The sequence below is a fragment of the Bacillus sp. BP-3 genome, assembly GCF_028401955.1.
Lineage (GTDB): Bacteria > Bacillota > Bacilli > Bacillales > Bacillaceae_G > Bacillus_A.
The window spans coordinates 99625-121573 of the sequence record NZ_JAQOTJ010000005.1; the positions used below are offsets into that span (position 1 = coordinate 99625).

The window sequence follows — 21949 nt, forward strand, 5'->3', positions numbered from 1 at the left end:
TTTACAATATTAAAACGCTTTCAATAGTAATAATAGGTTTTGTAAGTTTTGTAAGTGGTTTTGTAATTAAAAAAAGAGGTCAGACCATTTTTTTGATCTAACCTTTCTAATCATACATTTCCCTTGGTTTCTTTGATTTTGCACACTTTTTATCCTGCAACTACAAAAAGAATATACAGTATTACAGGAGTATGATCAGACGAAAAAACACAAAGGTGATTCAATCATGAATACAATTGATGCTTTTGCAAAGAATGCGCCGTTGTTGGCAGTGTTAATTACTGTCCTTTGTATACCTTTTTATTTGATTTAGAAAGCAAAACGTGTGAACTAAAATAAAGGCATGCTAGATAGCAACAATCTAGCATGCCTTTATTTTGTTATGCAGTTTTATACTTTTTATTTTTAATGCTATATACAACATCTAGAAATGCAATAAGGAATAAGATTGCAGAAATACTATGAAACCAAGAAAATTTATGATCAACAAAAAAATCTCTATACAAATCCGTACATTTCAACAAAAATAAAATTCCAAAACAACATGCAAAAAACTTTAATGATTTTAGACTTTTCATTAGTCTATTCACCCTCTACAATTAAAAGTTTATCCAAAATTGGAAGCAAGTAACGAAATTAAGTTATGGAGTAAATGAATCCAAAATACAACCCAAAATGCAGACATCGCTACATCAACTTTTTCATTTTTCTTTTCATACAGCCAATACGCATAGTTATAAAGTAATCCGATTAACACTACTCCTACTATATAAGTAATTCCAAATGGATGATTTAAACCAAATATAATGGATGCAATCAAAATAATAAGAATGTCTTTTTCACGAACCACAGGGATAAAGCGCAAAATCCAAAACAAAAACACTTGAAAGATTAACGTTTCAGATAAAGGTGCCCAAAATACTGCTAATATTATTTGTAATAAAATAGTTTCTTGTGTAATTGGATTTTTTGAAATTTCCGGTAAAATAAAGTCTAATGGAATTATGATGACAAATGTTGCAATCGTCATGAGTATGATAAACCACGGTGTTTTCAAATTCCATAAATATCGGTTTATTTGTGTCGCCATATGTATGTTCTCCCGTTGTCTAAAGAGTCATTTTATTCAAATATTTACTTTTTAATATAACATGTTTTCTATACCATTATAAGGAAAGATGCAAAATTGCATTTTTCACTGCTAAACAATTGATATTTCAATAAAACAAGCAGCTTATGGATCTAGTTTCCACAAGCTGCTTGTTTATTTCACACCTAACTTTTCTTTCGCTTTCACAGGTATTTCCTTAGTCGTTATTTCTTTATATCTTTCAATTTCATTTGTTTTGTCAGGGTATTCACCACTTACATGCACACGCAGAAATGCCCCTATTCTTAAGTTTTTCGTTGCAAAAAATTTAACCGTTTCTTCATTTCCTTTTTTATCATAGGCTTTCATTGTATACCAATACACGGACTGTTTTTTTCCATCATTATCTTCCATAGACTCTTCTTTTCCATTCTCTGTGATTTGAACGTAATATTCTTTTACTATCCATTTTTTTATATCTATTGCATCATTTTTTTCAGCAACAGCTAGCACTACCATTGAAGATACGGAAAATAATAGCATAAATAACGTAATCCCTATTACATATTTCTTCAAGTGAATCACACCTCATCTGTTCATTTACTATGTCTGTTTGAATCATAAAAGTTTTATATATGATTTGTTATCGATTTACATGACAGCAACATTACATTTTTGTAATGTTTTCCTTTCCTCATCGCACGTATTATTTGTGATAAGATAAAGGTAAATTAAGGAAATAGGGGGCTTGGGGATGAATCGAATTGAAGAAAAGTTTTTGTCTACTGTACTTTCTCAATTTATACATATAAAGGAACGTGCTGAACAAGCAATTGCGCAATTAACCGAACAAGAACTCCATTGGCAACCTAATGAAGAATCTAATAGTGTCGCAATCATTATGAAGCATTTAAGTGGAAAATATTAAGCATTCCGAGAGGACAGTCTAAAAACTTTGTTAAATAAAGTCAACAAGAAAGGAGAGACATATGGACAAACCAGTTGTAATTGAAGAATATACATCAAAGTGGACATTACAATTTACAGAAGAACAAAAAATTATTAAAGATATTGTAGGCGATGCAGCGCTTGCTATTGAGCACATCGGAAGTACATCTGTTGAAGGATTAAGCGCAAAACCTATACTTGATATAATGGTTGGTGTTCGTGATCTTAACGAAATAGATATGTTCATTGAACCATTGAAGGCAATTGGATATGAACATGTACTTCATGAGGAATTTCCAAATAGAAGATTCTTTCGAAAAGGATTATGGAGAGCAGGAACGCATCATTTACATATTTATCAATATGGTAGTGAGGAATGGAATCATAACCTTTTATTTCGTGATTATATAAGAAATCACCCGAACGTGCGTCAGCAATATGAGCAATTAAAAAAGGAATTAGCGAATAAACATCGTTTTGATAGAGTTGCATACACAAATGCAAAAGCGCCGTTTATCGTAGATGTTATTCAAAAAGCGAAGAAGGAGAGATAAATGTGGATTATTTACTTCTAACAGCAGTTATCGTTTTAGGCATATTTTATGTTTCCGGTCAGTTAAACAACATTCATACGAGATTAAAACGAACAGAAGATAAATTAGATCAAATCGCTAAACACTTGGAACTACCTGAGCATGAAATTAACGAAGAACTTCGCCAGCTAGTGAAAGATGGAGATACAATCAAAGCAATCAAGAGAGCGCGAGAGATTTTAGGATTGTCATTACTGGAAGCTAAAAATTATGTTGATTCTTTATAGCACTATAAAAGCTAGCAATAAGCTAGCTTTTTGCATTTTAAAATTCCAAAATTCGAACTGTCTTCTGCGTTGCATTTAATTCTACTGTCCCGCCAATAGGCATTGTAACAATAGGATGTGTGTGACAACAGTCAAAATCAGCTAAGATTGGAATATCAATGTCTCCCATTACTTCGAGCAAAATATCAGATGGTGTTAATCCTGTTCCTTGATCGTCAAATTGCTCATGCTTTCCTAAGATGATGCCGCCAACTTTTTCGAATACGCCGTTTATTTGTAAGAAACTAAAATGCTTTTCAACGATTGCTGCTGTTTTTTTACAGTCTTCAATCATTAAAATATCTCCCTTTCGAATAACAGGCATATAAGGGCTTCCCCATATACTTAACATCGTCATTAAATTTCCCGCTATTAACCGACCAGTTACTACGCCTTCCTTTACACAAACCCATTCATTCGGATAACTTGCTTTAGAACGAGTTTGTGTCTGCCAATTTAATTGCTCATCTGTCCAAACAGGATATATAGGATACTCATATGGGAGTGCTGCATTTTTTATTAACACATCTTCAAATGATGAAAATGTATCATTTACATATGGAGGAAATTCCCCCAATGATGAAATAAGGGACGGTCCATAAAATGTTGTCATACCCGTTTTCGCATAAATACCTAACAAGATGGCCGTGACATCAGAATACCCAACGAAAATCTTCGGATGTTTTCTTATTTCTTCGTATTCTAAATAAGGAAGTAATGAATTCGAATTGCTTCCTCCAACAGATGACATGATACACTTAATTTCTGGATTCTGAATAAGTTGGTTCAACTCTTGAGCACGATCTTTTATACTGCCAGATCGATAACCACCACATTTTCCAGTAAGACTTCCTTCAACGATAATAAATCCTTTACTTTCCATAAACTGTTTCGAACGTTCGAACCGATTAGATGATGTATATGTACCAGGCAATGATGGTGAAAAAACTCCTATTTTATCTCCTTTGTTTAGCTGAAACACTTCTTTTCACTCCTATATAAACATATATGTGATATTTATCCCGCATTAACGGGCAGTAATATTCCCCCCTCAAAATTCGGTAAAAGCAAAGAAGTTAGGTGGGAGATAAACTGCCCGTAAAAGCCTGATTGGTTCAACTAATAATCAGTGGGGATGAAACCCCCACTGATTAAATTTTCACTTTATTTACTATAACCCAACTTCATAGATACATTAAATTGATAGAAGTGTTTTTAGATCAATTTTTTAAAATGTCGAATTTAGAAGAAAATTGTCTATTTTCCGTTGATTTCTTTTACTATACATGTTAAACTCTTATTAATAAAGAAAGAGTAGCGAAAAACCCTTAAGTTTATAAGTTTTCTGAAAATTTAGTTTTCTAAACCTTTTTAACTTTCATTGACATTCTTGTGCTGCTCCCGCTCTTTCTTTATCCTTGCAAGAAGTCGTCACAAAGCTAGGACTTTGGGGCGGCTTTTTTTATTTCCTTACATCCCTGCATTATTCTTTATTGTTCGTTGCTCAATAAAACTTTTTATCAACTTTAAGGAAAATAGTATTCCCGCACAAAAAGAACCGAGAGACATCGCTGCATATAGCATGCCTAAAGAACCAGAATGAAGTCCCATATCTCTTACTAAAAATTGAAATAAAATAGTAGCTCCATTTGCGCCAATATTTACAAAAAACATGGTCACTATAAGAATCAACAATAGCTTTTGACCACTAATAAACTTCCTTCCTTAAAATTTTTATAAAACACATATTAAAGAACTACACCCAACGTACAGTCAAATATCACATCTGTCCATATACTGGTAATAAGTTTATTCTATTCGTAAAGAAAGGGGGACTCTTTTGGAATCATTTTCTTCTAGAAAAAACTGCAATTCTTATTATTTTCCTTGTGCGCTTCCCGTTCTGGATCCCGGACCGACCTTCCAAGGACTAATTCCTGCCACAAATCTAATGTATTTTGCTGTTTCTGATGGCACGAGTCTTGTATACACAAATGCCGAAGGTTTGCCTCAATACGGAACGACGCAGATTTTAGCACCAAGTCAAGTATCCTATATGAATTTATTTATTAATGGCGTTATTCAGTCGCAAAATTCTTATGCCGTACAAGCGGGGATACTTACACTATTGGTTGATGAGGCACCACCAGCTGGTGTTATAATCACACTTCAGTTTATTTTAATCAATCAATAAAAAGCGGATTCCTTTAAAGGAATCCGCTTTTTATTGATGACTAGTTCACGACAAATTCAACACTAACAACAACCCCAGGATCCAAAGTATTTCCATCTGGAATTGTAATCGCTGCTGTGGTAACACTTGAGTTAACCACAGGTTGCAATTGTCCACTCACGTATAAATTGTAATACGCAAATGACGAAGGAAATGCTGTTGCAGCAGCTCCAGTGTCATCAGTACAAGCAGTTGCTAAAATATTAAACGTTGCTCCAGTTCCCGTTCCAGCACCGATTGTTGCATTATATCTTCTAGCAGCTAAAAAAGGTTTAATGATAGGCATTCCACCTCACCCCTTTCGTTTTTAAATCTAGTAGGACTTGTCCTACTCTATACATAGTATGTAAATATTTATTGGTAGGAACGGCAAGTTGCTTAGTTTTCCTAGCTACTTACTATTAAAAATCGATTTCTTTACCAAAGATAAAAAAACCTGCGCATTATTGCGCAGGTTCTGTACGATATTTTGCTTCAACACGATAAATACGATTTCCCTTACTTGTGAATTTTTCTTCGTATTCCGTCATAATGTTTCCTTCGAAGTCACTTTTGTGAAGATCTAAACTAATAAAAGGCAGTAGCATGCCATATTCCGCCATACTTGTAAGAGAGTATTCGAACAAGGCTTGGTTATCTGTTTTGAAATGAATTTCTCCGCCTTTTACAAGCACTGTTTCATAGTTGCGCAAAAATGTTTTATACGTTAAACGACGCTTTTCATGGCGATTCTTTGGCCATGGATCAGAGAAGTTTAAATATACGCGATCAATTTCATTCTCCGCAAAGAATACAGTTAAATCTTCTGCATCTTTATTAATTAGTTTTAAGTTCGGTAGTGGTTCTTCAATTAATTTATCAAGTGCATCTACAATTACACTTGTGAATTTTTCAATTCCAATATAGTTTACGTTTGGATTTGCTTTTGCCATTTCGTACATGAAACGGCCGCGACCTGTTCCAACTTCAATGTGAATTGGGTTGTCATTTCCAAATAGCTCTTTCCATTTCCCGTTATGCTCTTCCGGATTTCCAATTACAAACTGTGAATATTCTTTCGTTCGGTCCATTGCGTATGGTTTATGTCTTAAACGCATAGTTCTCTCCCTCTCTGCACTTCAAGATGTGTGTATCATATAAAAAACCAAGTACGTACGAGCACTCGGTCCGTTTCTTTCAAGTATAAAATTTACTATTTTGACGGAAACTACAAAGTGTATGCAATACAATTTCCATCAGCGGTTCGTTACGCTCGTTTCATTGTTACGATAACAACTGAAAAGGATGTGTCAAAATGCCACTTAATCATGAACATCAAATGGCAATCTTAAAAGACATCTTAGTCAATCATCAAAGTGATTGCTGTGGAACGGTTTCTGAATGTGAACAATTAGAACGTCTCATTCAATCATTACTCGTAAATGACAATGTGGGTAATGAGGTTAAATCGATGTTAAACGATGTATATTACTATAGTCAATCGGGTAAATATTCTCCTGATTTAGACGGCCATATTTCTGGTCATCAAGAACAACTGTCACAATGGATTACAGGAATGGATAGTTTTTCTTAACTTATTCTGAAGCGAGTAGTTGCATTAAATATTGCAGCCAATATTCTGCTTCTACTTGCTTATTTTTTTCCCTATACAATTGTACAAAAATCATACATTGCAGTGTAACATACCATTTCATGCGGCTTAGCAAAGAATCAGTCAGTTCTAATCCATAATGCTCAAGCCACTCACGCCATTCATCTCTTGGAACATACCAATGAAGTAGCATCCCAATATCAAGAGCTGGGTCTGCAATAACTGCTCCGTCCCAATCAATTAAAAACAATTCGTTATTATCTGTTACTAACCAATTGTTATGATTCACATCGCAATGACAAACAGCAAGATGTTCAAATTCTACATTCTGAAGGGACTTTTGTAAATACTGAAGTCCTTTTTGAATGACTTCATTTTGCTTTACATCCTCTTGCAAAGTGAGGAGCACTTCTTCTAATATATCTTGTGCATGCAAAGGCTGTTTCCCAAGCTTTTGAATCATATGCACTAACGCTTTAGAAGAATGAATTTTTTTCAGCAATACTGCCACTCGCTCAGAGTTCATATCTTCTGGTTCTAATTTTTGTCCTGGGAGCCACTTTTGTGCCGAAATCACATCACCATTTGTTAATCGCCTTGTCCAAAGTAACTTCGGAACAATTCCTTCTGCTGACAATACCGCAAGAAAGGGCGATGAATTGCGCTTTAAAAAAATTTTATGATGTTCGTTATGCGCAATGTAGGCATCTCCTGTCGCCCCTCCAGCCGGCATTACTTTCCATTCTTTTCCTAACAATTGTTCCAACCATTCCATGTTCATTACCCGTTAACAATTCCTTATCTTTTATAGTTATGAAAAGAAAAACCACAACATATCTAAACATATGCCCAAGGTTTCCATTCATTCTGCTTCAAATAGTAAGTCAAAGTGAAAAAACAGACAAGCTGCTCACTCTTTTACCTTATTTTACAAAAATAATAATAGACTGGCAACTTAACTGAATAGCCACCTTGTTCAATTCTACATTTATTATATTCGCATCGTCAAGGGTCGATTCGTCACAATTTCGTCAATATATACGTGCTAATTGGAGCAATAGCAATTGTATCTCCCTCAAATGAAGAAATTGGATTTTCATTTGCCCCTCCCTCATTGGCAAGTATGTGCCATGTACCACCTTTAGGCAAGGAAACGGTTTGCTCCTCTGTCCCGTTATGAAATAACACAACAATTTCTTTCCACGTCCCAAATTGCTGCACATCTTGTAAATAATATGCAATGACAGAAGAAGCTGTATCAAAAAAAGACATATGCTGCTTAATTAATTCAGAGGACGTAAAACGAAAGGCACCGTGTGATTTGCGAATACGAATGATTCCTTTTATATAAGAAACTGTTTCTTCTTCTCGCTCTTTTTGATCCCAATCCATTTGGTTGACACAATCCGGGGCATTATAACTATTTTCGTTTCCTTGCTTTGTACGATAAAATTCTTGACCGGCATGTATAAATGGAATACCTTGTGCTAATAATGTCATCGTTGTTGCAAGGCGATGGCGACGTTTTTGCATATGTTCCTCTTCTTTACTGCTTCCGATAATCTTATCCCACATCGTCATGTTATCATGACATTCTACATAATTAATGCTTTGCACAGGTTCTATAAATAAACTTTTCTGTTTTACATAAGGGATACTTCCTGTAAGCAAGTATTGGATATGCTCTTTATTTATTGTCTCCCCAAGCGCATACCCTCGTTTTTGTACATCAAATGTACTTCCCTTAATCCCATCGCGAAATTGATCATTAAACTGAGCGATATATGGTAGTTTCGCTGCATTTTGTAATGTTGCTTTCTGATCCGAAGCAAGCGGTGTTTGTAAATCCCATCCTTCACCTAATAATATGACTTGTTCTTTTACTTCATTTACTTTCTGCCGAATTTCGTTCATTGTCGCAACATCTAAAATTCCCATTAAATCAAACCGGAAACCATCCACCTTATACTCTGTTAACCAATATAAAACGGAATCGACAATAAACTTCCGTACCATACTGCGCTCTGAGGCAATATCGTTTCCAACACCCGTCCCATTTGATGGCATTCCATTTTCGTCGTGCCGAAAATAATATCCAGGAACAAGCTTTTCAAAAGAAGACGTTTCTCTTTCATACACATGGTTATAAACAACATCGATAATGACGCGCAATCCATTTCGATGAAGTGCTTGAATCATTTGTTTACATTCAACAATGCGATTGTACGGATCAAACGAATTTGTCGCATAGCTACCATTCGGAACATTGTAAAACAATGGATTATATCCCCAGTTATACGTTGCAAATGGCTGCTCCTCATCGACTCCGGCATAATGATGAATCGGTAATAGTTCAAGATGTGTAACACCTAATTCCTTTATATAAGAAAGTCCTGTTAACGTCCCTCGTTCTCCTGTCGTTCCTTCTTCTGTTAGACCGAGATATTTCCCTTTATACGTTGCGCCGCTATGAGGATGAACTGTCATGTCACGAATATGCCCTTCATAAATAATAGCGTCCGTCATAGAAGTCATGAGAGGTAATGGTTCCTCATCTTGTACATATGTTTTCGCAAGGTTTACGACAATTCCGTACAGACCGTTTACAGACACTGATTTTGCATATGGATCAATCGCTTCTCGCCAGATTAAATTAATGCAAACAAGAAAGGTATACTTCGCACCGTCCCAATCGCCCGCTAACTCGTAACGCCAAACACCTTTTTCTTGTCCTTCCATTTCATAATCTTTATATACTTCCCCGGTTTCATAAATACGAACTTTTACTTTTGTAGCTGTTGGCGCCCACACCTTAAATACAGTTTGATTACTGGAATAAGAAGCACCTAAATCGCGCCCTTCATACATGTATAGCTCATCAAATTTCTCTGTCCGAATGACAGCACCCATCTGTAAGTCGGTTTCTGCCCCCTGTTCATCACGTATGATATAACAGTTATTCAATGTAATGGGTTCGCTCACTTTACATTCATATTTCGTTGCATATGGAAGAGAGGTGATACAATGAATTGAAAGCTCCCATTCATTTGCACCTTGTTTTAAATGGAATTTGCTACTCGTCCCGTACGCATGCGGAAGTAAAATTGTAATTTTATCCATTTCATCTAAATATGCTTCAAACGTACGCTGTATGCTTAACATATGTATCCACACCCTCCCAAGAGACACTCCATTTTCTATAGTATATTCAAAAAATCAGAAAACGTTTTCAAGCTTGTGTGTTTTGTAAAGATATTTCATAAATCGCCTCATATTTCGGCACCCGTTCTAAATGTGTTTCGTATAACGTTACTGTTTCCACTTCAAATATACGCGGTGGCAGGGTAGGAAGCTGATTTTTATCAAATGCTTCTTCTCCCTTCCATTTACGAGCTACGGTAATATGAGGATGATACGTGCGCGTTTCTAATTGAAAACCATTTTGCTCACATATCGTATACACCTGTTTTTGTAGATCAAACAAAGCACGTTCTTCTTTCACTCCTACCCAAAACACACGCGGCTGTTCTTTTACACCAAATGTATGACACCCTTGCAACGTAAGTGAAAAACGGGACATTTTATCCAGTTGCTGCAAGTCTAATTTTAGCTTTTCAAGTTGTCTTTCCTCAGCACTTCCTAAAAACGAAAGTGTAATATGATAATCCTCTTTATGTACCCAAGAACGAAACGGTGTTGTTTCTTCTATTATTTCTTTCCACTCTGCTAGTGTGTTCTTTATTTCATTTGATAATTTCACCGCAATAAAATAATGTCTCGCCATCTTTTCTCTCTCCTCTTTCTAACACATACGATATATCTATTATTCGTGTGAAGCTAATTCTCCATACATATGAAAGAAGCCGCTCTCCTTATCAAGAGCGGTTCATCCATTGTTTACTCACTAGTGAGAGTTCGATTGTTCAATACATAAATCGCCTGTACGGAAAATAAAAAGTGACTTGCACTCGTTTTCTCTCTTTGTTTTCGCACGGCACATGGCAGAAATAGGCCCTGACCGCTTCTATGCACCGCCAGTCCCTCTCGCCCACTTTAAAAAAGAAAGGTTCTATGTTTTTCAATTTATATTTCCATGCTACTACTTCGCTAGTTCATAAATCGCATGTGCATAAATCGCTGTTGCTTTCAATAAATCTTCAATTTCAATATACTCATCTTTTTGATGCGCTAATTCTTCTTTCCCTGGGAATAGCGGACCGAACGCAACCCCAGCTTCCAATGAACGTGCATATGTACCGCCGCCAATTGCTAATAACTCGGCTTTTTCTCCTGTTTGTTCTTCATACACACGCTGAAGTGTACGAATTAATACATGATCTTTATCAACGTGATGCGGACGAGAGTCTGACACATTTGTGATAGCAAAGTCTTTTGCACTCACATAATTCGTTAATGTTTGCAGCGTTTCTTCTAAGTTTGTTGTGACTGGATAACGAATATTCAATCCAAGTTTACCACCTTCTTCTTTTGTATAAGAAAGAAGACCAACGTTTACTGTTAATGGACCTGTAATCTCATCTGCATACGCAATGCCAGCTTTTTCTCCAAGCGTATCATTTGTAAATGTTTCTGCAGCTAAGCTAGCAAACGCTGCGCCTTGTTCATCTAAAGAGATTGTTGTTAAAAGGTTCACAAGTGTTAATCCTGCATTCTCTCCTTGCTCCGGCGTAGAACCATGTGCCGAAATCCCTTCTACTTGCAGTGTAACCGTATTTCCTTCCACAATTGCTTTCCCGTTTTTCTTTGCTTCTTGTATATATTGTTCATACTGACTTGCAAGTTCTGCTGCTTTTTCGCTCGTTAGGACAGCTTCTGCAAAATCAGGAACCATATTTAGTCGGCGCCCTGATGAGAAAGATACTAATACATTTTCTCCTGCTACATGTTCTTTGTTATTTTGGACAACATATAAATCGCAAATTCCTTTTTCCGCATTAATAATTGGAAAATCTGCATCAGGAGCAAAGCCCATCGTCGGCATTTCTTCGTGTTTAAAATAATGATCGACGCACTTCCAATTACTTTCTTCATCCGTTCCTAAAATCATGCGAACGCGTTTAGAAAGCGGCAATCCTAATTCTTTTACAATTTTCATTGCATAGTAAGCCGCCATTGTTGGGCCTTTATCATCAATCGCACCGCGTGCAAAGATTTTACCGTCACGAATATCAGCGCTATATGCAGGCGTTGTCCAGCCGTCTCCTTCTGGTACGACATCAACGTGACATAAAATACCAACAATTTCTTCTCCTTGTCCCATTTCTAAATGTCCTGCATATCCCTCTAAATTTTTAGAAAGAAATCCGTCAGTCTCTCCCTTATCTAGCATAAAAGATAATGCTTTTGCTACACCTTCTCCAAACGGTGCACCTTCTTTTGCCGTTTCTTCTTCCCATACACTTTTAATTTGTAAAAATTGCTGTACATCATGGATCAGAGTGTCTTTTCGTTTCTCTACTTCTTGCGTCCAATTTATACTTGTCATACTTTCACCCTCTTCTCTATTCTCTTTTTCATCATAGCAAACGATCTCTTTTTATGCTAGCAAGCTTAAGTCTAATGACGAACGATTTTAATATTTCAGATAACTAGAATTGGTTTTTTCTTATTTTTTTATTTTTTTTGCAGGAATTTGACGTTTTACGTAGAAATTTATGAGATAATTGATAAAGAGAAACAAAATATCAAAAACTTTCTTTCCTATCTCATATTAAAATTTTGTAAAATTTGAGCAAGTTAGAGCATGTTTTTTTTCATCTGGAGTACAATGAAAATAACGACCTTCTTTCCTGAATAGGTCAAAAAACTTGTAGAGGAGTGGTTTTTTGATAAAACCTACAACTACTCGTATGCTAACACGCATTAAATCAATCTATATTTACATTAATGAGAAAGGCACCGTAACGACGCAAGACCTTGTAGATGAGTTTGGGATCACACCGCGAACGATACAGCGCGATCTAAATGTGTTGCAATTTAATGAGCTCGTGTATAGCCCTTGCCGCGGCAAGTGGACAACAACAGGAAAGAAAGTGAGAATGACCTCGTAATAAGTATGACTTGATTTATTATATACATACCCCCATTCTTAATAGAAAGAATGGGGGTCTTTTTGACTATGATATAAATCAATGCTAACTAAAACAAAAAGTAACCTCCGCACGTGGCAAAAAAAGGCCCTGACCGCTTCTATACAGCGCCAGAACCTCTCGTCCATCCAAAAAAGGAAGGGTTTTTTAACTTATATTTCCATTTGAATGTTTGAGGACTTCAACATCTCTACTTCTTCGTCTGTTAATTCACGGTACTGTCCAAGCTCTAATTCCTCATCTAATACTAAAGGACCCATCTCTGTGCGCTTTAAGTACACAACCTTTTTTCCTACCGCTTCAAACATGCGCTTTACTTGATGAAACTTACCTTCTGTAATAACAAGTTCAATTTCAGACACGTCATCGCTTTGTAGAATTGTCAGCTCACCTGGCTTTGTTTCATATCCATCATCTAAAATAACGCCCTTTTTGAACGCCGCAACATCTTCTTCTGTCACTTTCCCAGCTACTCTCGCAAAGTATTTTTTCGGGACGTGCTTTTTCGGAGAAAGAAGTTGATGCGCTAACTTTCCATCATTCGTCAATAAGAGAAAACCTTCTGTATCGATATCAAGTCTTCCAACTGGGAACGGATCAAAGATCGCATCTTCCATTTCTAATAAATCAATAACTGTTTCATGATTGTCATCTTCTGTTGCAGAAATGACACCTTGTGGCTTATGCATCATTAAGTATACAAATTCTTTATACTCTACTACTTCACCGTGAATCGTAACCTCTTGTTCTTCTATGTTCACATGATATTTTGCATCTTTCACTGATACGCCATCTATTTTTACAATGCCGTCTTTTAATAGTTTTTTCACTTCTTTTCGGCTACCATAGCCCATGTTTGCTAATAATTTATCTAATCTCATCGTTTCACCTGCTTTGTATAATTAGAAAAAGAGAGGCGCACTATTTACGCCCCTTTCGTTTTGATTTTCAACCTACCACCAAGTTTACGCTGAATCTTTTCTAAAAATTCATCGCCAAATACTCGCCCTATTACGCCTGTACGGAATGCTAAATAGCTGTACACAGCTGCTCCTCCGATTGCACAAATGAAGGTTGTAACTAACGCCGCAAAACGGCTTGTCTCATATGGAAGCATAAAGGAAAGAACCCATAATAACACCTTAACAACCACGACCATCACAGCTGTTAATACTGCAATTTGAAACGTTCGTTTATACACAAGTACAAATGAAAAGTGGGCATATTTTCGAATTTGTTTATTTGTATACCAAATGGATACAGCGAATCCTACACCTGTTGCTACGACTGCACCGATTGTTCCAAAATAACGAATGAATACCACGTTACATAAGAATTTTAAAATAACGCCCATACCAAGTGCAATGACCGCATGCTTTTGCTGGTTAATCCCTTGTAAAATAGCTGCTGTTACTGTAAATAATGCGAATAATAACGCGACTGGAGCATACCACATTAATACTTTTCCGCCGAGCGGATCAGCTTCATAAAATGCGGTATAAATTGGATACGCTAAAGTGGAAATTCCAATGACAGCTGGTAATGTTAAAAACATATTCACTTGATATGTTTGTGTAATTTGCTGCTTTAAATAACGGGACTGTCCTTCTGTAAACGATTTTGTAATCGCGGGTACGAGCGTTAAGCTATACGCCGTTGCAAGCGATACTGGAATCATAATTAACTTATGTGTCCACATTGTAAAAATACCAAAGGCACGTTTTGCAATATCCCCTTGTCCAATCGCTTGCATAATAGAGTTAAACGTTAACGTGTCAATTTGCTGATAAAGCGGAATCGTTAACCCAATCACAACATAAGGAATCGCATAAGCAAACAGTTCTTTATATAGGTCAAATGTTCGAACCGTTGATTCAGGTACGGTTTGGTTAATTATGTATTGATCTAAATGATGCTTTCGCTTCCTCCAATACCAAATAAGGACAGCCAATGCTCCAACAGCGGAAACAAACGCTGCAAATGTCGCAACACCAATTGCTGTTGCAACCGAACCTTTTATTACTTTTATAACGACAAAACTACCTGCAAGTAAAAATACTATACGAATAATTTGTTCAATAATTTGTGAAACAGTCGTTGGCCCCATTGATTGGAACCCTTGAAAATAACCGCGAATTAAGCTCGCCGCTGGCACAACAAGAAGTGCAAAGCTAACGAGGCGAATGATCATTGTTACATCTTCTAAATCCTTTTGTAAATATTGTTTTCCAAGCGTCACCTCTGCAAATAACGGTGCTGTCATATACAAGACGAAAAAGAAAAATATTCCGCTTATGATCATCATAACCATACCGGATTTAAACATTCGTTGGCTCGTCTTATAATCTCCAAGCGCATTGTATTTCGAAACAAACTTCGCAACTGCAAGCGGTACCCCCGCCGTTGCGATACTTAAGAAGATTGTATATGGAACATATCCATAGTTATATAGCGTCCCGCCTTCTGTGCCAACTAACGCATGAAACGGAAAAACATAAATCATGCCGAGGAACTTCACTAAAAATGTCCCAAGCGTCACAATAAGCGTTCCGCGTAAAAATTTTGAATCGGACATAAAAAAATCCTCCTACATTATTCCAAACGCTGAACTCCAACTTTTGTATTGTACCACACTTTCTCCTCTAAACAGTATATCCCTTCATTTTTCTTTTCTATGAAAACATGATATTCTTGAATGCAGCAAAACAAGAAAATGAGGTCGATTTATATGCATTATGATGTAATTGTCATTGGTGGAGGTCCTTCTGGATTAATGGCAGCGATAGGTGCTGCTGAAGAAGGCGCACGCGTCTTACTTCTTGATAAAGGTGACAAATTAGGAAGAAAGCTTGCTATTTCTGGCGGCGGACGCTGCAATGTAACGAACCGCCTTCCGCTTGATGAAATTGTGAAACACATTCCTGGAAATGGTCGTTTCTTATACAGTGCCTTTTCTATTTTTAATAATGAAGATATTATTCAGTTTTTCGAAAAGCTTGGCGTCAAATTAAAAGAAGAAGATCATGGTCGTATGTTCCCTGTATCAAATAAAGCACAGTCCGTTGTAGATGCTTTATTAACACGTTTAAAAGAGCTGAGCGTTACCATTCGGACAAATCTCCCTGTTAAAACTGTAGAGTATGAAAATGGACAAACCAAAGCGGTTGTCCTACAAAATGGTGAAGTGCTGGAAACAAATCATGTCGTGATTGCAGTTGGCGGAAAATCTGTACCGCATACAGGCTCTACTGGGGATGGCTATGCTTGGGCAGAAAAGGCAGGGCATACAATTACCGAGCTCTTCCCAACAGAAGTACCACTCCTTTCGAATGAACCATTTATTCGCGACCGTACATTACAAGGCTTAGCACTTCGTGATGTAGAACTAAGCGTATTAAATCCAAAAGGAAAAGCGGTTATCTCTCATAAAATGGATATGCTCTTTACCCACTTCGGTGTGTCTGGGCCAGCTGCTCTGCGCTGTAGTCAGTTTGCCCTGAAAACGATGAAAAAGTTCAAAACAAACAACGTAACAATGAGCATTGATGCGTTGCCAGAAGAACATGGCGAACAGCTTTTCCAGCGCATGATGAAGCAACTAAAAGAAGAGCCGAAAAAAGCAATAAAGAATGTACTGAAAGGCTATGTGCCTGAGCGTTATTTCTTATTTTTGTTAGAGAAAAATGAAATTGACGGTAGTCAGCAATGTGGACAAATTTCTCACGAAAAAATCCGCGCTCTTGCTTCAGATTTCAAAGGATTTACCTTTACCGCAAATGGAACGCAGCCTCTTGAAAAGGCATTCGTTACAGGGGGCGGTGTGTCGGTGAAAGAAATTAATCCGAAAGAAATGTCATCAAAGCTTATGAACGGCTTATATTTCTGCGGAGAAATTCTTGATATTCACGGCTATACAGGCGGGTATAATATTACCTCAGCATTCGTTACAGGCCGAATTGCTGGAATGACCGCTGGTCAAAATGCTACCATATAGTAATAAAAAAGGAGCCTAATTACAGACTCCTTTTCATTTGTAATTGTAAAAAAGCAAAAGGGGAAAACAGATGAGAAAAAAAGTAATGATATCTTTAATGTTAATGACGTTTCTTTCCGCTGTTGAAGGAACGATTGTTAGCACAGCGGTGCCTCGCATCACAAGTGAACTTTCAGGAGTAGGACTTGTAAGCTGGGTATATGCGATTTATATGTTAGCAACCGCAGTAACAACTCCGATTTACGGGAAGCTAGCAGATTTATTTGGACGTAAAAAAGTATTATTAATTGGGGCTGCCATCTTTTTAATCGGCTCTACATTATGCGGCGTTGCAACATCAATGGAGCAATTAATTCTGTTCCGCGCCCTGCAAGGAGTAGGAGCAGGTGCTGTTATGCCAATTACAATGACTATTATCGGTGACTTATATAGCGAAGCAAAAGATCGAGCAAAAGCCCAAGGTTGGTTGAGCGCTGTTTGGGGTGTATCTGGTGTTGTCGGGCCGCTAGTTGGCGGTTTTTTAGTCGATTCACTATCTTGGCGTTATATCTTTTTCTTAAACATTCCATTTGGAATCTTCGCTTGCGCGATGATTGCAATTTCTTATAAGGAATCCATCAAACCAGCAAAACATCATATCGATTATCCAGGTGCAATTGTCTTCTCACTTAGTACGATTACCTTACTTTATGCACTACTAACAGGAAGTCAGCATCAAAACTGGGGCGATATCACAATTATCAGCCTGCTAGTATTTGCTGGTTTCGCATTTATTCTTTTCTTACTTGTAGAAAAAAAATCACCAGAACCATTAATTCCGTTAGAGTTATTCGCTAACCGAACTGTATCTATTATAAACGTATTAACGTTAATTGCTGGTGCGATGATTATTAGTATTACAATGTACCTTCCGATTTGGACACAAGGGGTATTAGGAAAAAATGCAACGGAAGCTGGTATGATTCTGATGCCAATTCCTGTATTATGGACAGTTGGTGCAATGATGTCTGGTAACTTAGTTGGCCGTTTACAAACAAAACAAATTATCGTACTTGGCGGCAGCATTTTATCCGCTGCAACGTTCTTATTATTTATGCTATCTACTCACTCACATCCAGCTCTTATTTACATTGCAATGGGGATGTTCGGCATGGGAATGGGACTTATGACACCAATCTTTATGGTCACAATTCAAGCTTCTGTCCCTGCAAATAAACGCGGAACAGCAGTCGGTTTAAATACATTTATTAATACATTTAGTCAAACGCTAGGTGCAGCAGTATTTGGAACCATTTTCAATACAGTCATCCACAGCGCAGGAGACGGAAATGTAAACTTAGTAACTTCGGAGCATGGAAGTACTGCGACAGGATCACAAGAAGTACTCGCTTCTAGTGTTCATATTATCTTTAGCGGCACATTTATATTAGCCGTTATCAGTTTAGTTATTGCATGGGTATGCTTACAATCCAAACAACAAGAAACAGTTGCACCGCAGCAAAAAGGCACTGCACTGTAGAAAAAAGTGTTGAGAAATTCTCAACACTTTTTTCATGTGACAAGCACTTCTCTCAACATTCCCTCATACACTGCTCACATAAGAAACTTAATTCAAACTTACAAAAATAAAAGAGATAGGTGAAATGTACTATTGCATCACATGTTCTGAAATTCATTATGAAAGAAGTGCAACAGACAAAGTTTTCGAAAATGGTTTTTATCCCGCATTAACGGGCAGTAAAGGCTAGAGAAGAGCAGGGAAGAAAACTACCCACTAATAGCGAGATAAATACAAAAAAGACGACGCGAAGTCGTCTTTTTTGTATTTAAGACCGATATACAACCATCGCAGAGAAACAATAAATCTGACTCTCTTCATCATTGTTCGAAACCGATACTTGGTACTTAATATCTATAATTTGTTCTTCGTCCATTTTTTTCAAAAAGACATTGATTGCCTCTTCTAAATCCTTTTCATGACTTTCATCAAAGATCTTCACGCGAATCACATTAACACCATCCTAAGTCACAACCTTCTACTGCTGGACTGTTATCTCGGCGCGTATCAATGATGCGATAAAACTTACCATCTTCATATAAGTAACCATCTTCTAATATATACTGCTTTTCTTCAGTATAGACATAAAACTTACCAATCATAAATTTATTAGAATATAATTCCAAATAATCTGTCTTAAATTTCGCCACTACCTTATCGGTAATATCAATTTTAATTGTACGGCTCATCTCCCACCCCTCCTTTCGAAAAAGAACGGATTGGTTTATTGTATTAAGGATTTTTTATTTTATGAATGAAAATTAAGGGGATATGCTGTAAAAAAAGGGAGACGTGCCGTGGAATTCCAATTTCATTAGCGAACTTACCGCTTTAGTCATCGGAGCGTAACCCCTCTGTATTCATAAGTACCCTGTCTTTTTAAAGTGATATCCACACTTAGCAATATCTAAAACTAGTAACTACAATTAAGGTTGGTATAGAGTAAAATTTCGCTACATATACAGAAAAACCTACAAAAAATGTAATTATATTGATTAATATTGTAATTTTTGGTATAAATTTCTTGTAGAGTTTTAAAAAAATTCAAAATTCAGAGGTGGTTTCTAGTGAAGAAAAAATACGCTTTACCAGCAGTCGCAGCTACATCCTTATTACTGCAACCTATGAGTACGTTTGCTCAAACGAACGAAACAAAGACTGTTACTTCAGAAGAAAAAAAAGAAAATGTAACTCAGAAAGAACTTGAATCAAAACAAACGAATGCTTCTGAAACTGCGCAAAGGCAAGAATCCAAGTCCGAACAACAACAGCAAACTGAACAAACAAAACCTGTACAAGAACAAAAGTCAACTGAACAAACGAAACCTGTACAAGAAAAAAGCAAACCAGCCGCTCCACCTTCTCAAGAGAATAAACCAACACCTCAGCAAACGGCACCTACAAAAGAAGAAAAATTAAAAGAGGAAACAAACCAGCAAGCACAAGCAAAACAAACAATTTCAGAACTATTCCCTGACGCAACCATTGCCAGTGCAATTGCTAGTGAGCTTGGAAAGAAAATTGATGATAAAGTAACAGAAGAAGAATTACAGCAAGTAACAACGCTTGACATTACAAATGAGGGAACATTCACTTCCTTACAAGGATTTCACTTATTACCAAATTTAGAAGAGCTCAATTTGGATGCAAATAAAAAAGTAAACGAGGCATTACCTAAATCGTCTCTTTCTATTGATCTATCAAACAATAAGAAACTGAAGCACTTAGCTATAAGCAACTTAGGAATCAATGCCCTTTCATTACCTGAAAATAAAGATTTACAATTATTGCATTTAGAAAACAATCAAATTGCTGTATTAGATGTATCTAACCAAACGAAATTAACTGCTCTGTCAGCTGTACATAATGGTATAAAAGAATTACGTTTACCAAAAGAATCGAAACTAGACACACTTGATGTATCTAACAACAATCTAACAAATTTGAATTTAGAAAATCAAGTTGCATTGCACACTCTCCTTGCAGAACACAATGCACTTTCTTCTATACAGTTCAATCCAAACGTAATACTTCACAATATCCAATTAAATAACAATGCACTGAATGATTTGCCTAGCTTAAACACATCCAAACTTTCTTATTTAAATATCGTAGAAAATAAATTTGATTTAAAAAATGGACCATTTGCGAAAAAGCATCTTGAATTGTTACAGCAAGATTTTAAGCCTGATAATGGACAAGAGGCTTTTGGTTATTATTTTGATTATCAATTCTCCACTCACAGTGATCGTCCAGATGCACCAGTTGTCCTTGCTAATATGAACAACAAGAAGATTTTAGGCGTAACTCAACATATGGAATACTCTCTTGATGAAGGAAAAACATGGCATGATTTCATGATTAATGGACAGCTTTCAGTCGAAGAAGGTAAAAAAGCCCTCATTCGATACAAAAAGACTGATAAATGGTTAGAGAGTGAATCAACAAAACTAGTATTCTCACAAACAGATAATACAAACAATGGAAATGGGAATAACAATAATAACGGAAATTCCAACAACGGCAATAACAACTCTAATAACAATGGAAATGGGAATAACAATAATAATTCTAATAACAGTAACACAAATGGAACAGGTCAAGTTAACAACTCAACGAAATCCCAATCACTTCCACAAACAGGTTCTGCTGTTGAAACAACTGGAATCGCTGGAGCGCTTGCACTCCTTGGAGCTTGGTTCTTGCGAAGAAAGGCACAGCGAGAAGGACAATAACTGAAATAAAAAAAGAAATCAAATTGAATCCTTTTATGAGGATAAATTTGATTTCTTTTTACTTCACAAACATTATGATAAAGTAGGAATGAAATGTGTGAAACGCTCATTTATTTTCGGAAAAAAGCAGATTATCAGTATACATAACTACTTCTAAACTTTATAAATGCCTCTTTTCTTCAAAATAAGATACATACTTAAAAACAATATATACCCAAAACTCGCAACCATAATCAACACTGGTATAGGATAAAATTTAGCTGCATATACAAAAAAATCGATTTGCAAAATGTCGTCATAATTTGAAACTGGCCCTTTAAAATAATTCGTAAACTTAGCGGAATATTTCCATTCAAATGAATCCTCGATTAGATTACTTCCTTCGTACCAACTAATAAGAGCGGAAACGCTGAAGAAGATAATTGCTATCCCGAATTGAACGATGTACCTTGTTTTCATACACTTTTCTCCTTTTTATTTTACGAACAAAACAAAGCGCCCCCAAGTTTATACTCAGTAGGCACTCTCCTGTACATGTATCGTTTTAAACGATCATATGTCATACGTTGTTATCTCTCTGCTTTTTATAGAAGCGATTTGAATCCTCGATCATAATCCCTCCAACAATTATCATGATTCCCGCAGATATTTTGATACACAATCTATATACATATTCTAAATCTTGAAAATAAAGTGTTGTGACCATGTAAATAACAGCACCAGCTACTGCAAGAATTAAACCTTTATATTTCTGAAAGAACATGTAAATCCACCTTTACTATGTATATACAATTGACATAAAAGCTAGCGTAAATCTTGCAATTGATATGT

General features: G+C 36.4%; 26 protein-coding genes. 10 read left to right on the top strand and 16 right to left on the bottom strand.

Features of this window, described 5'->3' with window-relative positions:
* Positions 1-607: 607 nt before the first annotated feature.
* The gene (locus PLX19_RS10395) at positions 608-1090 is read right to left on the bottom strand and encodes a CPBP family glutamic-type intramembrane protease (RefSeq protein WP_272188500.1); all 483 of its coding nucleotides are present in this window, start codon (positions 1088-1090) and stop codon (positions 608-610) included.
* A gap of 174 nt (positions 1091-1264) precedes the next feature.
* On the bottom strand, positions 1265-1666 hold the full coding sequence (locus PLX19_RS10400) for a YxeA family protein (RefSeq protein WP_272188501.1): 402 nt from the start codon (positions 1664-1666) through the stop codon (positions 1265-1267).
* A gap of 178 nt (positions 1667-1844) precedes the next feature.
* Between PLX19_RS10400 and PLX19_RS10405 the strand changes: the two genes are divergently transcribed.
* From PLX19_RS10405 to PLX19_RS10415, 3 genes are all read left to right on the top strand, one after another.
* A complete protein-coding gene (locus PLX19_RS10405; RefSeq protein WP_272188502.1) occupies positions 1845-2018 on the top strand; it encodes a DUF1572 family protein in 174 nt (57 codons plus the stop codon).
* 61 nt (positions 2019-2079) lie between these two features.
* Positions 2080-2592 carry a GrpB family protein gene (locus PLX19_RS10410; RefSeq protein ID WP_272188503.1) on the top strand — a complete coding sequence of 171 codons (513 nt, stop codon included), beginning with the start codon at positions 2080-2082 and terminating at the stop codon, positions 2590-2592.
* A gap of 2 nt (positions 2593-2594) precedes the next feature.
* On the top strand, positions 2595-2858 hold the full coding sequence (locus PLX19_RS10415; RefSeq protein ID WP_272188504.1) for a hypothetical protein: 264 nt from the start codon (positions 2595-2597) through the stop codon (positions 2856-2858).
* Positions 2859-2895: 37 nt separating this feature from the next.
* Here PLX19_RS10415 and PLX19_RS10420 read toward each other — a convergent pair whose 3' ends face one another.
* Complete coding sequence (locus PLX19_RS10420; protein ID WP_272188505.1) at positions 2896-3879, bottom strand: S66 family peptidase; 984 nt, start codon at positions 3877-3879, stop codon at positions 2896-2898.
* A 488-nt stretch (positions 3880-4367) separates the two neighbouring features.
* Positions 4368-4571 carry a hypothetical protein gene (locus tag PLX19_RS10425; protein WP_272188506.1) on the bottom strand — a complete coding sequence of 68 codons (204 nt, stop codon included), beginning with the start codon at positions 4569-4571 and terminating at the stop codon, positions 4368-4370.
* A gap of 166 nt (positions 4572-4737) precedes the next feature.
* Between PLX19_RS10425 and PLX19_RS10430 the strand changes: the two genes are divergently transcribed.
* Positions 4738-5091, top strand: coding sequence for a DUF4183 domain-containing protein (locus PLX19_RS10430; RefSeq protein WP_334313761.1), 354 nt, complete (start codon positions 4738-4740; stop codon positions 5089-5091).
* A gap of 40 nt (positions 5092-5131) precedes the next feature.
* Here PLX19_RS10430 and PLX19_RS10435 read toward each other — a convergent pair whose 3' ends face one another.
* Positions 5132-5416 (bottom strand): DUF4183 domain-containing protein, encoded by a 285-nt coding sequence (locus PLX19_RS10435; protein ID WP_272188507.1) that lies wholly within the window; start codon positions 5414-5416, stop codon positions 5132-5134.
* Between the two features lie 157 nt (positions 5417-5573).
* A complete protein-coding gene (gene trmB, locus PLX19_RS10440; RefSeq protein ID WP_272188509.1) occupies positions 5574-6227 on the bottom strand; it encodes a tRNA (guanosine(46)-N7)-methyltransferase TrmB in 654 nt (217 codons plus the stop codon).
* 197 nt (positions 6228-6424) lie between these two features.
* Between trmB and PLX19_RS10445 the strand changes: the two genes are divergently transcribed.
* Positions 6425-6703: a YtzH-like family protein gene (locus PLX19_RS10445; RefSeq protein ID WP_272188510.1), complete on the top strand. Its 279-nt coding sequence runs from the start codon at positions 6425-6427 to the stop codon at positions 6701-6703.
* A gap of 1 nt (position 6704) precedes the next feature.
* On the opposite strand, the gene PLX19_RS10450 is transcribed toward PLX19_RS10445, so the two are convergent.
* The 4 genes from PLX19_RS10450 to pepV form a co-directional block, all read right to left on the bottom strand.
* Entirely contained in the window at positions 6705-7502 is a 798-nt protein-coding gene (locus PLX19_RS10450; RefSeq protein WP_272188511.1) for a phosphotransferase family protein, read from the bottom strand.
* Between the two features lie 239 nt (positions 7503-7741).
* Complete coding sequence (gene pulA, locus PLX19_RS10455; protein WP_272188512.1) at positions 7742-9883, bottom strand: type I pullulanase; 2142 nt, start codon at positions 9881-9883, stop codon at positions 7742-7744.
* A 67-nt stretch (positions 9884-9950) separates the two neighbouring features.
* Positions 9951-10505 carry an RNA 2',3'-cyclic phosphodiesterase gene (gene thpR / locus PLX19_RS10460; protein WP_272188513.1) on the bottom strand — a complete coding sequence of 185 codons (555 nt, stop codon included), beginning with the start codon at positions 10503-10505 and terminating at the stop codon, positions 9951-9953.
* A 315-nt stretch (positions 10506-10820) separates the two neighbouring features.
* Entirely contained in the window at positions 10821-12227 is a 1407-nt protein-coding gene (gene pepV / locus PLX19_RS10465; RefSeq protein ID WP_272188515.1) for a dipeptidase PepV, read from the bottom strand.
* 343 nt (positions 12228-12570) lie between these two features.
* Here pepV and PLX19_RS10470 point away from each other — a divergent pair, with 343 nt between their 5' ends.
* Positions 12571-12792, top strand: coding sequence for a DeoR family transcriptional regulator (locus PLX19_RS10470; RefSeq protein ID WP_090918771.1), 222 nt, complete (start codon positions 12571-12573; stop codon positions 12790-12792).
* A 191-nt stretch (positions 12793-12983) separates the two neighbouring features.
* On the opposite strand, the gene PLX19_RS10475 is transcribed toward PLX19_RS10470, so the two are convergent.
* Together PLX19_RS10475 and PLX19_RS10480 are read right to left on the bottom strand one after the other, a co-directional pair.
* Positions 12984-13712 carry a pseudouridine synthase gene (locus PLX19_RS10475; RefSeq protein ID WP_272188516.1) on the bottom strand — a complete coding sequence of 243 codons (729 nt, stop codon included), beginning with the start codon at positions 13710-13712 and terminating at the stop codon, positions 12984-12986.
* A gap of 44 nt (positions 13713-13756) precedes the next feature.
* Positions 13757-15406 (bottom strand): putative polysaccharide biosynthesis protein, encoded by a 1650-nt coding sequence (locus PLX19_RS10480; RefSeq protein WP_272188517.1) that lies wholly within the window; start codon positions 15404-15406, stop codon positions 13757-13759.
* A 153-nt stretch (positions 15407-15559) separates the two neighbouring features.
* Between PLX19_RS10480 and PLX19_RS10485 the strand changes: the two genes are divergently transcribed.
* The 3 genes from PLX19_RS10485 (at position 15560) to PLX19_RS10495 (ending at position 18573) form a co-directional block, all read left to right on the top strand.
* On the top strand, positions 15560-16825 hold the full coding sequence (locus PLX19_RS10485; RefSeq protein WP_272188518.1) for an NAD(P)/FAD-dependent oxidoreductase: 1266 nt from the start codon (positions 15560-15562) through the stop codon (positions 16823-16825).
* A 70-nt stretch (positions 16826-16895) separates the two neighbouring features.
* Positions 16896-18344, top strand: a complete 1449-nt coding sequence (locus tag PLX19_RS10490) for an MDR family MFS transporter (RefSeq protein WP_272188519.1) — start codon at positions 16896-16898, stop codon at positions 18342-18344.
* 124 nt (positions 18345-18468) lie between these two features.
* The gene (locus PLX19_RS10495; protein WP_272188521.1) at positions 18469-18573 is read left to right on the top strand and encodes a DUF3973 domain-containing protein; all 105 of its coding nucleotides are present in this window, start codon (positions 18469-18471) and stop codon (positions 18571-18573) included.
* A gap of 78 nt (positions 18574-18651) precedes the next feature.
* On the opposite strand, the gene PLX19_RS10500 is transcribed toward PLX19_RS10495, so the two are convergent.
* Positions 18652-18834 (bottom strand): sporulation protein Cse60, encoded by a 183-nt coding sequence (locus tag PLX19_RS10500; protein ID WP_272188522.1) that lies wholly within the window; start codon positions 18832-18834, stop codon positions 18652-18654.
* Between the two features lies 1 nt (position 18835).
* Positions 18836-19072, bottom strand: a complete 237-nt coding sequence (locus PLX19_RS10505; RefSeq protein ID WP_098915883.1) for a DUF2553 family protein — start codon at positions 19070-19072, stop codon at positions 18836-18838.
* A gap of 378 nt (positions 19073-19450) precedes the next feature.
* On the opposite strand from PLX19_RS10505, the gene PLX19_RS10510 reads away from it, so the two are divergent.
* Positions 19451-21118 carry an LPXTG cell wall anchor domain-containing protein gene (locus PLX19_RS10510; RefSeq protein WP_272188523.1) on the top strand — a complete coding sequence of 556 codons (1668 nt, stop codon included), beginning with the start codon at positions 19451-19453 and terminating at the stop codon, positions 21116-21118.
* Between the two features lie 153 nt (positions 21119-21271).
* Here the strand turns inward: PLX19_RS10510 and PLX19_RS10515 are convergent, their stop codons facing one another.
* Positions 21272-21577, bottom strand: coding sequence for a YjdJ family protein (locus PLX19_RS10515; RefSeq protein ID WP_272188525.1), 306 nt, complete (start codon positions 21575-21577; stop codon positions 21272-21274).
* A 100-nt stretch (positions 21578-21677) separates the two neighbouring features.
* Complete coding sequence (locus PLX19_RS10520) at positions 21678-21881, bottom strand: hypothetical protein (RefSeq protein WP_272188526.1); 204 nt, start codon at positions 21879-21881, stop codon at positions 21678-21680.
* Positions 21882-21949 lie beyond the last annotated feature (68 nt).